11 protein-coding genes and 4 tRNA genes are annotated in these 15164 nt (G+C 57.9%); 11 read left to right on the forward strand and 4 right to left on the reverse strand.

Annotated features, from left to right (window positions below; translation table 11 throughout):
- Positions 1 to 3: 3 nt before the first annotated feature.
- The 10 genes from rffA (at position 4) to SPE70_RS00535 (ending at position 7684) form a co-directional block, all read left to right on the forward strand.
- Entirely contained in the window at positions 4 to 1134 is a 1131-nt protein-coding gene (gene rffA, locus SPE70_RS00490; RefSeq protein ID WP_022065886.1) for a dTDP-4-amino-4,6-dideoxygalactose transaminase, read from the forward strand.
- A 1-nt stretch (position 1135) separates the two neighbouring features.
- A complete protein-coding gene (wzxE, locus tag SPE70_RS00495) occupies positions 1136 to 2386 on the forward strand; it encodes a lipid III flippase WzxE (RefSeq protein WP_064170676.1) in 1251 nt (416 codons plus the stop codon).
- Positions 2383 to 3459: a TDP-N-acetylfucosamine:lipid II N-acetylfucosaminyltransferase gene (locus SPE70_RS00500; RefSeq protein WP_008807960.1), complete on the forward strand. Its 1077-nt coding sequence runs from the start codon at positions 2383 to 2385 to the stop codon at positions 3457 to 3459. The genes wzxE and SPE70_RS00500 overlap by 4 nt, the downstream gene beginning before the upstream one ends.
- Positions 3456 to 4802: an ECA oligosaccharide polymerase gene (wzyE, locus tag SPE70_RS00505; protein ID WP_004886822.1), complete on the forward strand. Its 1347-nt coding sequence runs from the start codon at positions 3456 to 3458 to the stop codon at positions 4800 to 4802. The genes SPE70_RS00500 and wzyE overlap by 4 nt, the downstream gene beginning before the upstream one ends.
- An 11-nt stretch (positions 4803 to 4813) precedes the next feature.
- Positions 4814 to 5554: a lipopolysaccharide N-acetylmannosaminouronosyltransferase gene (wecG, locus tag SPE70_RS00510; protein WP_012969197.1), complete on the forward strand. Its 741-nt coding sequence runs from the start codon at positions 4814 to 4816 to the stop codon at positions 5552 to 5554.
- Between the two features lie 205 nt (positions 5555 to 5759).
- Positions 5760 to 7145 (forward strand): bifunctional threonine/serine APC transporter ThrP, encoded by a 1386-nt coding sequence (gene thrP, locus SPE70_RS00515; RefSeq protein WP_064170677.1) that lies wholly within the window; start codon positions 5760 to 5762, stop codon positions 7143 to 7145.
- A 102-nt stretch (positions 7146 to 7247) separates the two neighbouring features.
- Positions 7248 to 7324 (forward strand) — tRNA-Arg (locus SPE70_RS00520).
- Between the two features lie 55 nt (positions 7325 to 7379).
- Positions 7380 to 7455, forward strand: a tRNA-His gene (locus SPE70_RS00525).
- Between the two features lie 23 nt (positions 7456 to 7478).
- Positions 7479 to 7565 (forward strand) — tRNA-Leu (locus tag SPE70_RS00530).
- Between the two features lie 42 nt (positions 7566 to 7607).
- A tRNA-Pro gene (locus tag SPE70_RS00535) sits at positions 7608 to 7684 on the forward strand.
- Positions 7685 to 8145: 461 nt separating this feature from the next.
- On the opposite strand, the gene hemY is transcribed toward SPE70_RS00535, so the two are convergent.
- The 4 genes from hemY to hemC are packed head-to-tail and all read right to left on the reverse strand — an operon-like array spanning position 8146 to position 12227.
- Positions 8146 to 9342: a protoheme IX biogenesis protein HemY gene (hemY, locus tag SPE70_RS00540; RefSeq protein ID WP_008807956.1), complete on the reverse strand. Its 1197-nt coding sequence runs from the start codon at positions 9340 to 9342 to the stop codon at positions 8146 to 8148.
- Positions 9343 to 9345: 3 nt separating this feature from the next.
- Positions 9346 to 10527, reverse strand: a complete 1182-nt coding sequence (hemX, locus tag SPE70_RS00545) for a uroporphyrinogen-III C-methyltransferase (RefSeq protein ID WP_008807955.1) — start codon at positions 10525 to 10527, stop codon at positions 9346 to 9348.
- Between the two features lie 21 nt (positions 10528 to 10548).
- On the reverse strand, positions 10549 to 11289 hold the full coding sequence (gene hemD, locus SPE70_RS00550) for a uroporphyrinogen-III synthase (protein ID WP_012969195.1): 741 nt from the start codon (positions 11287 to 11289) through the stop codon (positions 10549 to 10551).
- A complete protein-coding gene (gene hemC, locus SPE70_RS00555; protein ID WP_032734013.1) occupies positions 11286 to 12227 on the reverse strand; it encodes a hydroxymethylbilane synthase in 942 nt (313 codons plus the stop codon). Before hemC ends, hemD begins: the two co-directional genes overlap by 4 nt.
- A 357-nt stretch (positions 12228 to 12584) precedes the next feature.
- Between hemC and cyaA the strand changes: the two genes are divergently transcribed.
- On the forward strand, positions 12585 to 15137 hold the full coding sequence (gene cyaA, locus SPE70_RS00560; protein ID WP_002883383.1) for a class I adenylate cyclase: 2553 nt from the start codon (positions 12585 to 12587) through the stop codon (positions 15135 to 15137).
- Positions 15138 to 15164: the final 27 nt, after the last annotated feature.

A 15164-nucleotide genomic window follows, 5' to 3' on the forward strand; every position in this document is an offset into this window, starting at 1 on the left:
CCCATGATCCCATTTAACGCGCCGCCGGTGGTTGGAACCGAGCTTGATTACATGCAGTCTGCGATGAACAGCGGCAAGCTGTGCGGCGACGGCGGTTTTACGCGCCGCTGCCAGCAGTGGATGGAGCAGCGATTTGGCACGGCAAAAGCGCTGCTGACGCCTTCCTGCACGGCTTCGCTGGAGATGGCCGCGCTGCTGCTGGATATCCAGCCGGGCGACGAAGTGATTATGCCCAGCTATACCTTTGTCTCTACCGCCAACGCCTTTGTGCTGCGTGGGGCGAAAATCGTCTTCGTTGATATCCGCCGCGATACGATGAATATCGATGAAACGCTTATCGAAGCCGCCATCACCGATAAAACCCGGGCGATTGTCCCGGTGCACTATGCCGGCGTAGCCTGCGAGATGGACACCATCATGGCCATTGCCGACAAATACAACCTGTTTGTGGTGGAAGACGCCGCGCAGGGGGTGATGTCTACCTACAAGGGGCGCGCGCTGGGCACCATCGGCCATATCGGCTGCTTCAGCTTCCATGAAACCAAAAACTACACCGCCGGCGGTGAGGGCGGGGCGACGCTGATCAACGATCGCACGCTGGTGGAACGCGCGGAGATTATTCGCGAAAAAGGCACCAACCGCAGCCAGTTCTTTCGCGGCCTGGTGGATAAATATACCTGGCGGGACATTGGCTCCAGCTATCTGATGTCCGACCTGCAGGCCGCCTATCTGTGGGCGCAGCTGGAAGCGGCGGAGCGGATCAACCAGCAGCGCCTGGCGCTGTGGCAGAACTATCACGATGCGCTGCTGCCGCTGGCGCGTGCGGGGCGTATCGAACTGCCGACGGTTCCGGCCGACTGTGGGCAAAATGCGCACATGTTCTACATTAAGCTGCGTGATATCGAGGATCGCAGCAGGCTGATCGCCTGGCTGAAAGAGGCGGAGATCCTCGCGGTATTCCATTATATTCCGTTGCACAGCTGCCCGGCCGGAGAACACTTCGGCGAGTTCCACGGTGAAGACCGCTACACCACCCTGGAGAGCGAGCGCCTGGTGCGCCTGCCGCTGTTTTACAATCTCTCTCTGGTGAACCAGCGGACGGTGATTAACTCGCTGCTGAGCTATTTCTCCTGATATGTCGTTAGCAAAAGCCTCACTGTGGACGGCGGCATCGACGCTGGTCAAAATCGGCGCCGGTCTGCTGGTCGTCAAGCTGCTGGCCGTCTCGTTTGGGCCGGCGGGCGTTGGCCAGGCCGGTAACTTCCGGCAGCTGGTCACCGTGCTCGGCGTGCTGGCGGGTGCCGGGATATTTAATGGCGTCACGAAGCTGGTGGCTCAGCATCACGACGCTCCCCCACGTCTGAAACAGGTGGTGGGTACCTCGTCGGCTATGGTGCTTGGCTTTTCCACGCTGCTGGCGCTGGTGTTTTTACTGGCGGCGGCGCCGATAAGCCAGGGGCTGTTCGGCCATACGCACTATCAGGGGCTGGTACGCCTGGTGGCGCTGGTGCAGATGGGGATCGCCTGGGCGAACTTCCTGCTGGCGCTGATGAAAGGCTTTCGCGATGCGGCGGGTAACGCCTTCTCGCTGATTGCTGGGAGCCTGATTGGCGTCGCGGCCTATTATGCCTGTTACTACTTCGGGGGTTACCAGGGGGCGCTATTGGGGCTGGCGTTAGTGCCGGCGCTGGTGGTGATCCCGGCGGGCATCATGCTCTGGCGGCGGGGTAATATACCGCTGAGCGCCCTGCGCCCGCGCTGGGATAACGGTCTGGCGGGACAGCTATCGAAATTTACCCTGATGGCGCTCATAACCTCGGTGACGCTGCCGGTGGCCTATGTGATGATGCGTAATCTGCTGGCGGCGCATTACGGCTGGGAGGCGGTCGGGATTTGGCAGGGGGTGAGCAGCATTTCCGATGCTTACCTGCAGTTTATTACCGCCTCGTTTAGCGTCTATCTGCTGCCGACGCTGTCGCGGCTGAGCGCCAAAACGGATATCACCCGCGAGATTGCCAAATCGCTGAAATTCGTTCTGCCGGCGGTGGCGGCGGCAAGCCTGACGGTCTGGCTACTGCGCGATTTTGCCATCTGGCTGCTGTTTTCCGATCGCTTTACCGCGATGCGTGACCTGTTCGCCTGGCAGCTGGTGGGCGACGTCTTAAAAGTCGGCGCCTATGTCTACGGCTATCTGGTGATCGCCAAAGCGTCGCTACGTTTTTATATTCTGACGGAAATCAGCCAGTTCACGCTGCTGACCGCATTCTCACACTGGCTTATTCCGGCGCACGGCGCAATTGGCGCGGCGCAGGCGTATATGGCCACGTATATTGTTTATTTCGCCCTCTGTAGTGGCGTGTTTTTACTCTGGCGTAAACGGGCATGACAGCACTGATACATGTACTGGGATCGGATATCCCGCACCATAACCAGACCGTACTGCGGTTCTTTAACGACGAACTGGCCGCCGACCCGCAGGCCCGGAGATTTTTGGTCGTCGGTGATGAGGCCAGCGTGCGTGATGGATATCCGGCACTGGACATCACCTGCTATCCAGGAAAGAAAGCGCTGGCGCAGGCAGTGATTGCCACCGCGAAAGCCAACCGCCAGCAGCGCTTTTTCTTCCACGGCCAGTTTAATACCGGGCTGTGGCTGGCGCTGTTGAGCGGCGGCATCCGCCCGTCACAGTTTAACTGGCATATCTGGGGGGCAGATCTGTATGAAAACTCTGCCAGCCTGAAGTTTCGCCTGTTCTATCCGCTACGCCGCATGGCGCAGGGGCGAGTAGGGCGCGTTTTCGCCACCCGCGGCGATCTCAGCTGGTTCGCTAACCGCCATCCGCGTGTGCCGGGTGAGCTGCTCTACTTCCCGACCCGTATGGATCCGGCGCTGAATACCCTGGCCGATAACGCCCCGCGCGGTGATACCCTGACTATTCTGGTCGGCAACTCCGGGGATCGCAGCAATGAACATATTGCCGCGCTGAAGGCTATCCATCAGCAGTTTGGCGATACGGTGAATGTCATCGTGCCGATGGGTTATCCGGCGAATAACGACGCCTATATCAACGAGGTTCGCGAGGCGGGGGCGGCGCTGTTTAGCCGTGCGCATCTGCAGATCCTCAGCGAGAAGCTTGAATTTAATGATTATCTGGCGCTGCTGCGCCGCTGCGATCTGGGCTATTTTCTGTTTGCCCGCCAGCAGGGGATCGGCACCCTGTGTCTGCTGATTCAGGCGGGTATTCCCTGCGTGCTCAATCGCGAAAATCCGTTCTGGCAGGATATGACCGAGCAGCATGTGCCGGTGCTGTTCACCAGCGACGCGCTGGACGTCAGCGTGGTGCGTGAAGCGCAGCGTCAGCTGGCGAGCGTGGATAAATCTACTATCGCCTTCTTCCGGCCGAACTATCTGACGGGCTGGCAGCGGGCGCTACGGTTAGCGGCGGAGGGGCAGGCATGACGTTAATGCAATTTAGCGGGCTGCTGGTGGTCTGGCTGCTGTCGACCCTGTTTATCGCCACCGCCACCTGGTTTGAGTTCCGTCGGGTACGCTTCAACTTCAACGTCTTTTTCTCGTTGTTGTTTCTGCTGACCTTTTTCTTCGGCTTCCCGCTGACCAGTATTCTGGTGTTCCGCTTTGACGTCAGCGTAGCGCCGCCGGAGATTTTGCTGCAGACGCTGCTGATCGCGGTGTGCTTCTACGCGATCTACTACGTGACCTATAAAACGCGGTTGCGCCCGGCCTCGCGCGAGGTTGCGCATCGCCCGCTGTTTACCATGAACCGGGTGGAAACCCATCTGGCGTGGGGCATACTGATGGGGCTGGCGCTGCTGTGCGTCGGCATCTTCTTCGCTCACAACGGCTTTCTGCTGTTTAAGCTCAACTCCTACAGCCAGATTTTTTCTGCTGAAGTGTCCGGCGTGGCGTTGAAGCGCTTCTTTTACTTCTTTATTCCGGCGATGCTGGTGGTTTATTTTCTGCGCCAGGATTATAAGGCGTGGATCTTCTTCCTCGTCAGTACCGTGGCCTTTGGTTTGCTGACCTACGCCATTGTCGGCGGGACCCGCGCCAATATCATCATCGCCTTCGCCATCTTTCTGTTCATCGGTATTATTCGCGGCTGGATCAGCTTGTGGATGCTGGCGGCGGCGGGCGTGCTGGGTATTGTCGGCATGTTCTGGCTGGCGCTGAAGCGCTACGGGATGAACGTCAGCGGCGATGAAGCGTTTTATACCTTCCTGTATCTCACGCGCGACACCTTCTCACCGTGGGAAAACCTGGCGCTGCTGCTGCAGAACTACGACAAGATCGATTTCCAGGGGCTGGCGCCGATGATCCGCGATTTCTACGTCTTCATCCCCAGCTGGATGTGGCACGGTCGTCCGACGATGGTGCTCAATACCGCCAACTACTTCACCTGGGAGGTGTTAAACAACCATTCGGGGCTGGCGATTTCGCCGACGCTGATTGGCTCGCTGGTGGTGATGGGCGGCGTCTGGTTTGTGCCGCTGGGCGCAGTGGCGGTAGGGTTGATTATTAAATGGTTCGACTGGCTGTATGAGCTGGGCAACCGGGAGAGCAATCGTTACAAAGCGGCTATCCTGCACAGTTTCTGTTTCGGCGCTATCTTCAACATGATAGTGCTGGCGCGCGAGGGTCTGGATTCGTTCGGCTCCCGCGTGGTGTTTTTCCTCGTGATCTTTGGTATCTGCTTGCTGGCGGCGAAATTGCTGTACTGGTTCCTGGATAGCGTGGGACTGATTCATAAGCGCGTAAAACCGCTTTCGCAACCGCAAGTCTGAGAAGGATAGACATGACTGGGACCATTTCCGCGCCGTTGTATCTGTTAAGAGGGCTGCAGCTCATAGGCTGGCGCGATATGCAGCACGCTCTGGATTATTTGTATGCCGACGGCGCGCTCCGGGAGGGGACGCTGGTGGCCATTAATGCTGAGAAAATGCTGGCCGTAGAAGATAACCCGGAGGTACGGGCGCTGATTGAGGCGGCGGAGTTTAAATATGCGGATGGCATCAGCGTGGTGCGTTCGCTGCGCAAAAAATACCCGCAGGCCCAGGTATCCCGCGTCGCCGGGGCCGATCTCTGGGAAGCGTTAATGCAGCGCGCTGGCGCTGAAGGGACACCGGTGTTTTTGGTTGGTGGTAAACCGGAGGTCCTGACGCAAACGGAGTCCAGGCTGCGTCAGCGCTGGCAAGTGAACATCGTCGGCAGCCAGGACGGTTATTTTACCCCTGAGCAGCGCCAGGCATTGTTCGAACGCATTCGCGACAGCGGGGCGAAAATCGTCACCGTCGCGATGGGGTCGCCGCGCCAGGAGATCTTCATGCGCGACTGCCGGCGCCTGTATCCGCACGCGCTGTATATGGGCGTCGGCGGCACTTACGATGTCTTCACTGGGCACGTCCATCGGGCGCCGAAGTTCTGGCAGGATCTGGGGCTGGAGTGGTTCTATCGCCTGCTTTTGCAGCCGAGCCGCATCAAGAGACAGTTCCGTCTGCTGCGCTATTTACGTTGGCATTATACCGGCAAGCTCTGATATTCCACTGCAACCAGGCGAGTTTGCATACATATTCTGTGTAATCTCTTCACTCGCCTGATACTTTATTTGCCATTTCCGTAAAATTAATTAACCATTCGCAGGCTTCATACGCGCGGGGGAGATCTGCGCGTCGGCAAGGCTATGGTTTCAGTTAATAACAATAACCGGGAGTACCCGGAATACGGCAAACACAAGAGGATATATGACTGAGAAAAAAGCGGAGCTCCAGCGTGGACTGGAGGCCCGGCATATTGAACTGATCGCCCTTGGCGGGACGATTGGCGTGGGGTTGTTTATGGGGGCGGCCAGTACGTTGAAATGGGCCGGGCCTTCCGTGCTGCTGGCGTACATTATCGCTGGCCTGTTCGTCTTTTTCATTATGCGCTCAATGGGCGAAATGCTGTTCCTTGAGCCTGTCACTGGCTCCTTCGCGGTGTATGCGCATCGCTATATGAGCCCCTTCTTCGGCTACCTGACCGCGTGGTCCTACTGGTTTATGTGGATGGCGGTGGGGATCTCGGAGATTACCGCCATCGGGGTCTATGTGCAGTTCTGGTTCCCGGAGATGGCGCAGTGGATCCCGGCGTTAATTGCCGTGGGGCTGGTGGCGCTGGCGAACCTGGCGGCGGTCCGGCTGTACGGTGAAATCGAGTTCTGGTTCGCCATGATTAAAGTCACCACCATTATCGTGATGATCGTCGTCGGGCTGGGCGTCATTTTCTTCGGCTTTGGCAACGGCGGCCACTCCATTGGTTTTGGTAATCTCACCGAACATGGCGGTTTCTTCGCCGGCGGCTGGAAGGGCTTCCTGACGGCGCTGTGTATCGTGGTCGCGTCCTATCAGGGGGTGGAGCTCATCGGCATTACCGCAGGTGAAGCGAAAAATCCGCAGGTGACCCTGCGCAGCGCGGTGGGCAAAGTGCTGTGGCGGATCCTGATTTTCTACGTGGGCGCGATTTTCGTTATCGTCACCATCTTCCCGTGGGATCAAATCGGCTCCAACGGCAGCCCGTTCGTACTGACGTTTGCCAAAATCGGGATTACCGCGGCGGCGGGAATTATCAACTTCGTGGTGCTGACGGCGGCGCTTTCCGGCTGCAACAGCGGAATGTACAGCTGTGGACGTATGCTGTACGCCCTGGCGAAGAACCGCCAACTGCCGGCGGTGATCGGTAAGGTATCGCGCAACGGCGTTCCGGCCGTCGGCGTGGCGCTGTCGATTCTGATCCTGCTGGTGGGCTCCTGCCTGAATTACATCATTCCTAATCCGCAGCGGGTGTTTGTCTATGTCTACAGCGCCAGCGTGTTGCCAGGGATGGTGCCATGGTTTGTGATCCTGATTAGCCAGCTGCGTTTCCGTCGCGTGCATCGGGCGGCAATCGCCAGCCATCCGTTCCGTTCGCTGCTGTTTCCGTGGGCCAACTATTTCACCATGGCCTTCCTGATCTGTGTGCTGGTAGGGATGGGTCTGAATGATGAAACCCGGATGTCGCTGTTTGTCGGTATTATTTTCCTGGCCGCCGTCACCCTGATTTATAAGGTGTTTGGCCTCGGAAGACAGGGGCAAGTCAATAATACGGCTGAATAACCGTCAAAACGAACAAAGCATGAGCAAACGATAATTTTCTTTTAAAAGGCACTAGACAGCGGGGTAGGAAGTCCGTATTATCCGACCCCGCAACGGCGCTAAGCGCCCGTAGCTCAGCTGGATAGAGCGCTGCCCTCCGGAGGCAGAGGTCTCAGGTTCGAATCCTGTCGGGCGCACCATTAACCCGGTGCTGGAGCTGCGGTGGTTTTAATACCGCGTAAAAGGTTTGCAGTGGTGGCTATAGCTCAGTTGGTAGAGCCCTGGATTGTGATTCCAGTTGTCGTGGGTTCGAATCCCATTAGCCACCCCATTATTTGATAGAGTTGTGAATTTGCGAAGGTGGCGGAATTGGTAGACGCGCTAGCTTCAGGTGTTAGTGTTCTTACGGACGTGGGGGTTCAAGTCCCCCCCCTCGCACCACGACTTTAACGAATTGAACTAAAAATTCAAAAAGCAGTATTTCGGCGAGTAGCGCAGCTTGGTAGCGCAACTGGTTTGGGACCAGTGGGTCGGAGGTTCGAATCCTCTCTCGCCGACCAATTTTGAACCCCGCTTCGGCGGGGTTTTTTGTTTTCTGTCGCTGCCCGCCATTATTTATTCCCCTGATCTTGCTGATAAAAAAACGCCTCTCTGCTTGAGAATACGCGTCAGGAAAACTCTCAATTCATCACTGTGGTAGATGCAATTTCCCCGGATCCTGTGCGATAATAACCGGGTAGATGCTCATTCCATCTCTTATGTTCGCCTTCGTGCCTCATAAACTCCGGAATGATGCAGAGCCGTTCTTACGGTGCTTATCGTCCACTGACAGATGTCGCATTTATGCCTCATCAAACACCATGGACATTACGTTGAGTGAAGCACCCAATTTGTTGTCAAACAGACCTGTTTTAACGCCTGCCCTGATTTCAGCGCAGGCGTTTTTTTCTTTCAGGGATCCGTCAACGCGAAGGCGGGGGAGAAGGGCTATCGCCCCGCAGGAGGCGATAGCCATGGCAGGTTACGGCTGAGGATTATTCTGCAGCGTCAGCAGCAGCCCATCGCGGCGCATAGCGGCGGCTTCTTCCGGCTGATGCAGGCGATCCAGGGCATCCGCCAGCCAGGCGTAATCAAAGGCATCCGGACGCTGCTTAAGCGCGGCGCGGAAGGCGATGCTGGCCTCCTGCCATTCGCCGTGCCGCATCAGCGACTGGCCCAGGGTACTCCACAGCAGCGGACGGTCGCCAACGGCTTTGATCTGCTGGCGCAGCACTTTCTCCAGCTGTTCCGGGTTATTGGTCTTCAGACGCGGGATCGGCATCACCAGACGGTCATCATACTGTTTCTTCAGACCATCAATGATAATTTGCTGCGCGGTATCGTGATCGTCGCTCTCGATGAGGCGCTCGGCCATCGCCACCTGCAGCGGCACCAGCGCCCGCGTTTTACGGCTCTGGTTGCGCCACCATTCGCGCAACCCTTCGCTGCCGCCGTCGGCCAGCGCTTTATCCATCAGGCCAACCCAGGCCAGCTGTTCCAGCGCAGCGCGGTGCTCTTCATCGCCGACGTTAGCTTTCGCCATCGATGGAATGATGTCCAGCAGCGACTGCCAGGCGCCGGTGCGGGTGTATGCCTGTTCGGCGAGGCGCAGCACTTCAGGATGACGCGGAGTAATTTCCAGCAGCTTATCGATGCCATGGCGCGCGGCGTGATTTTCATTACGTGCCAGCTGCAGGCGAACGCGGGTGATTTCCACCGGGATCAGGTCATCGCCCGCCAGCTCGGTGGCGCGCTCCAGATGCTGGTTGGCCCGCGCTTCATCGCCGCGCTGCTGGGCCGCTTCCGCCGCCAGCAGATAGTTCACCACCGGCTGTTCGGCGTGATCGGCATTTTTCGCCATCAGCTTCTCAACCTGCTGGTAATCACCTTCCGCCAGCTTGAGTAGCGCCTGCTCGGTTTGCTTACGCGCGCGACGGCGTTTACGGCCGACAAACCAGCCGCGCGTATGTGCCCCGGTGCGGAAAATGCGGCGCAGCAGCCATTCAATGGCGAACAGCACCACCATGGCGAGGATCAGGATGATCACCAGCCCGGTCACGCTGGTCTCGATATTGTAATTATCGGTCTGGATCAGGACGTAGCCCTGATGCCCGGCGATCATCGGGCCAAGCACGATCCCGGCGATCAACAGCGCGAAGAGTAGAAGAATTTTCAGCATGCGTTACTCTCCTTGCGGCGCAGCAGGGGCGGCCGGTGCAGCAGGGGCTGGTGAGGGCGCGCCGCCCGCGGTAACGGCAGGCTGCGCCATCAGGTTGCGCACCCGGGTCTGCATCAGTTTTTCCAGCAACGCCTGGCTCTGCAGCGTTTCCGGCACCGTCATGGTAATGCTTTGCTGACTGAGCTTATCCACCTCGTCGAGGAAGGCTTTGGTGGTGGCGTCATCAGTATCGTAATAGGCGCGTACCCAGGTCGAGACGTTATCCAGCGACTGTTTCCAGGTCTCTTCCTGATGGCGCGGCACTGCCTGCGCGGCGACCAGCAGGCGAGAGCGAATATTTTCCCGCAGATAGATATCCTGATTCGGCGCCAGCAGCGGGACCGCGGTTTCATCGCGGCGGCGCACGGTGATAAAGCTGTCCATAAAGTTCTGCCAGCTTTTCTGCAGATTGACGCGCCATTCGCTGATAGAGCTGGAAAGCTCGTCGCTATCAGAGTCCATCGGCGAATCGTCATCGTTATTATCGGCCAGCCGCAGGTTGTCGATTTGGTTCGCCAACTGATTCACCTTGAGGATCATACCGTCGTAGTCCACCTGGCTTACCGCGGAGAGGGTGGCGATGTCGTCGGTGATCGCCCGGCGGGCGCCGATCAGGCTGGGGTCATTCATGTCGGCGAGGCTGGCGTCGGCGCTTTTTAGCAGCGCGGCGGCGGTGGTGACATCCTGATCGCTCCACAGCTTACGTCCCGCCAGCTTGACGAGGAAATCGGCCTGGGCCAGCAGCCAGGTTTTGGCATCGCTGCCCGAAATCACGGCGACTTTCTGCTGCAACTCATCAAGCTGTTTGGTCAGGGTTTCCTGCTCGTGTTTGGCCTGACTCAGCTGGTCGGCCTGCTGTTTGATAATGCCTTCCAGTTCGCTCTTTTGGCTCTCCTGCGCTTTTTGCAGTGCCGCAAGCTGGCCTGATAATTCAGAGGTGGTTGCGTTTTGCCGCGTGGCCTGCTGTTTGTTCAGGCCATACAGGCCGATGCCAGCGGCTATCGCAATGGCGATAGCGATCGCGCTGAGCGCCAGGCTGGTTTTGTTACCCGCCTTCTTCTTATCGTTGTTCTCTGGCTGTGGTGTGGTTTCCACGGCCTCCCTGGTCTCTTCAACCACGGCGGATTGATTTTGTTGTTCCGTCATTATGGCTTCCAATGTTGAGAGTTATTGTAATGCGCGTAGCAGCGCATCGTTGTCAGCGTTATCGGCAACCTGAATCTCCTGCCAGCCCAGTTCCCGGGCCTGAAGGGCCAGACGTTCGCTGACAACGACAACGCGGCAGTGCAGGAGCCATTGTTCGCGATACCATTGCGGTATGAGCGACCACAGCTGCTGCAGCATCTCACCGCTGGTGACCACCAGCGTGGTGACCCCGCGAGACTGCCAGCGCATCGCTTCTTCTGCGCCATCGTAATGTTTTGCACTACGTTGATAACATTCACAAAATGTGACCCTGGCGCCGCGTTCAGCCAGCGTGGCACCTAAGAGTTCCCGCCCACCATTGCCGCGTAGGATCAGCGCATTTTTCCCGGCAATGTTTTGTAATTCAGGTAATTGTAGCAAGACTTCGCTAATTTCCCGATCTAACGGGTAACGGATGTGCTGCCCGCTGACCGTATGCAGGGCCAGCGCCGTCGTTCGACCAATGGCAAAATAGTGCGGAGAAGTGGGCCAGGGCAGGCCTTGCTGCTGCAGACGGGCATGGGCGAATTCCACCGCATGCTGGGATAGCGCAAACAGCAGGTCGTCGGACCCCAGATGGGCAAGATGGTCGCCCAGCACGGGAAGCTCCCGGCCAGGCGTAAATTCTATCAGCGGAAAGCTCCAGGCCACGCGTCCCATGGCCCGCAGACGGCTGACCAGCGCTTCCCCTTGCGGGAGTGGACGAGTGACCAGGATGCTCATCGTGGGGCTTCTCCATCATAAACTGCCGCGAGAATGTCGCGGGCGCCGTTATCCAGGAGCTCTTCCGCCAGCGAGATGCCGAGCGCTTCGGCCTGCTCTGCTGGCCCGCGCCGTTCGCCGCGTACCATCTGCGAACCATCCGGGGCGCCAACCAGCGCCCGCAACCACAGTTCGCCGTTGACGAGTTCCGCATAGCTGCCAATTGGCACCTGACAACCGCCTTCGAGGCGGGTGTTCATCGCCCGTTCGGCGCGCACGCGTACTGCGGTTTCCGCATGGTTGAGGGGCGCTAACAGCGCCTGGGTCCATGCATCGTCAAGACGGCATTCGATACCCACCGCGCCCTGGCCGACGGCCGGCAGGGATTGCTCCGGCGACAGCGGCTGGCGAATACGCGCTTCCAGTTTCAGGCGCTTCAACCCGGCGGCGGCAAGGATAATGGCGTCATACTCACCGTTATCCAGTTTACTCAGCCGGGTACCGACGTTACCGCGCAGAGAGCGGATCACCAGGTCTGGACGGGTGGCGGCCAGCTGGCACTGACGGCGTAAACTTGACGTGCCAACGACGCTGCCGGCCGGCAGTTCGTCAATTGAGGCATAGTGATTGGAAACAAACGCGTCGCGCGGATCGTCGCGCTCGCAGATGGTGACCAACCCCAGGCCCTCCGGGAATTCCACCGGGACATCTTTCATCGAATGGACGGCGATATCGGCCCGCCCTTCGAGCATGGCGAGCTCTAACTCTTTCACAAATAAGCCCTTGCCGCCCACCTTTGCCAGGGGCGTATCAAGGATGACATCACCGCGCGTAACCATCGGCACCAGCTCGACGTTCAGTCCTGGATGCGCGTGTTCCAGGCGCGCTTTAACATACTGCGCCTGCCATAGCGCAAGCGGGCTTTGCCGTGTGGCAATTTTCAAAACTTTGTCTAACATGCTTGTTACCGTCATTGTCGACCACTATCCATCCTAACATTGTTGTCTTACGGATGTTAGTTTTCACGGTTTATGTGGGAGATGGCTCCGGCCTTCTCTTTTTTAACCTTTCATGCGCGTGGCGGTTGCCGGAGGCGTAGTGAGGAATTTACAGGTAATAAACGGTGCTACACTTGTATGTAGCGCATCTTTCTTTACGGTCAATGAGCAAGGTGTTAAATTGATCACGTTTTAAACCATTTGTCCGTCCGCTGCTCATCACAACCACACCGACGACGAATGGTGACGGTTTTTGTTGAAATACTGAAATCCTCCGTACTATTGTACTTCGGGTTTTTGAACATCAGGCGATATGTCTTGTACCTCTATATTGAGACACTGAAACAGAGACTGGATGCCATCAACCAATTGCGCGTGGATCGCGCGCTTGCTGCCATGGGACCCGCTTTCCAGCAGGTTTACAGTCTACTGCCAACGTTACTACATTATCATCACCCGCTGATGCCGGGTTACCTTGACGGTAACGTTCCCCGTGGCATTTGCCTCTACACGCCTGATGAAACCCAACGCCACTATCTTGAAGAACTGGAGCTGCATCGCGGTATGCAGACCCAGGAGCCGCCGAAAGGCGAGCTGCCGATCACCGGCGTCTACTCGATGGGCAGTACTTCCTCCGTTGGTCAAAGCTGTTCTTCCGATCTGGATATCTGGGTATGTCACCAGGCCTGGCTGGATAGCGAAGAGCGCCAGCTGCTGCAGCGAAAATGCAGCCTGCTTGAGAGCTGGGCGGCCTCGCTCGGCGTGGAAGTCAGCTTCTTCCTGATCGACGAAAACCGCTTCCGTCATAATGAAAGCGGCAGCCTCGGCGGCGAAGACTGCGGTTCGACTCAGCATATCCTGTTGCTCGATGAGTTCTATCGCACCGCGGTGCGTCTCGCCGGCAAGCGTATTCTGTGGAATATGGTGCCGTGCGATGAAGAAGAGCATTACGATGATTACGTCATGGGGCTGTATGCTCAGGGCGTGCTGACGCCTAACGAATGGCTCGATCTCGGCGGCCTCAGTTCGCTGTCGGCGGAAGAGTACTTCGGCGCCAGCCTGTGGCAGCTGTATAAGAGTATCGACTCCCCCTATAAAGCGGTGCTGAAAACGCTGCTGCTGGAAGCCTACTCCTGGGAATACCCCAATAACCGCCTGTTAGCGAAAGATATCAAACAGCGTCTGCACGACGGCGAGATTGTCTCCTTCGGCCTCGACCCGTACTGCATGATGCTGGAGCGCGTGACTACCTATCTGCAGGCCATCGAAGATGAAACCCGCCTCGACCTGGTGCGCCGCTGCTTCTACCTGAAAGTCTGTGAAAAACTCAGCCGCGAACGCGCCTGCGTCGGCTGGCGTCGCGAAGTCGTCAGCCAGTTGGTGAATGCCTGGGGCTGGGACGAAAAGCGTCTGATGATGCTCGACAACCGCGCCAACTGGAAAATTGATGAAGTGCGCAAGGCGCACAACGAACTGCTCGACGCCATGATGCAGAGCTATCGTAATCTGATCCGCTTCGCGCGGCGCAATAACCTTAGCGTCTCCGCCAGCCCTCAGGATATTGGCGTGCTGACCCGTAAGCTGTATGCGGCCTTTGAAGCGCTGCCGGGGAAAGTGACGCTGGTGAACCCGCAAATTTCGCCGGATCTGTCGGAACCGAACCTGACCTTTATCCACGTGCCGCCGGGCCGTGCCAACCGTACCGGTTGGTATCTGTATAACCGCGCGCCGGATATGGAATCGATCATCAGCCATCAGCCGCTGGAATATAACCGTTATCTTAATAAGCTGGTGGCCTGGGCCTGGTTTAACGGCCTGCTGACCTCACGCACTCGCCTGTTTATTAAGGGCAACGGCATCGTCGATCTGGCGAAGCTGCAGGAGATGGTGGCCGACGTGTCGCACCACTTCCCGCTGCGCCTGCCGGCGCCGACGCCAAAAGCGCTGTACAGCCCGTGCGAAATCCGCCATCTGGCGATTATCGTCAACCTCGAATATGACCCGACCGCGGCCTTCCGCAATCAGGTGGTGCACTTCGACTTCCGTAAACTGGATGTTTTCAGCTTCGGCGAAGAGCAAAAATGCCTGATCGGCAGCGTCGACCTGCTGTATCGCAACTCGTGGAACGAAGTGCGTACGCTGCACTTTAACGGCGAGCAGGCGATGATCGAAGCGCTGAAGACGATCCTCGGCAAAATGCATCAGGACGCCGCGCCGCCGGACAGCGTGGAGGTGTTCTGCTATAGCCAGCACCTGCGCGGCCTGATCCGTACCCGCGTGCAGCAGATGATCTCCGAATGCATCGAACTGCGTCTCTCCAGTACCCGCCAGGATACCGGGCGCTTCAAAGCGCTGCGCGTCTCCGGCCAGACGTGGGGGCTGTTCTTCGAGCGTCTTAACGTTTCGGTGCAGAAGCTGGAAAACGCCATTGAGTTCTACGGCGCTATCTCGCACAACAAGCTTCACGGGTTGTCGGTGCAGGTGGAAACCAATCACGTTAAGCTGCCGGCGGTGGTGGATGGCTTCGCCAGCGAAGGGATTATTCAGTTCTTCTTTGAAGATGCGGATAACAACGACAGCGGCTTTAACATCTATATTCTTGATGAGAGCAACCGTGCCGAGGTCTATCATCACTGCGAGGGCAGTAAAGAGGAGCTGGTGCGCGACGTCAGCCGCTTCTATTCGTCATCGCACGATCGTTTCACCTACGGCTCCAGCTTTATCAACTTCAACCTGCCGCAGTTCTATCAGATTGTCGAGGTAGACGGGCGCACCCAGGTGATCCCCTTCCGCACCCAGGCGATTGCCGCCGCGATACCCACCAGCCAGGACGTTACCGCCTCGCCGGTGCTGCAGCAGCGCTACTCGTAGATTTGGCCCGGATAAGGCGTGAGCCGC

It is taken from the genome of Klebsiella sp. ZJOU C1 (assembly GCF_035620215.1).
Lineage (GTDB): Bacteria > Pseudomonadota > Gammaproteobacteria > Enterobacterales > Enterobacteriaceae > Klebsiella > Klebsiella variicola.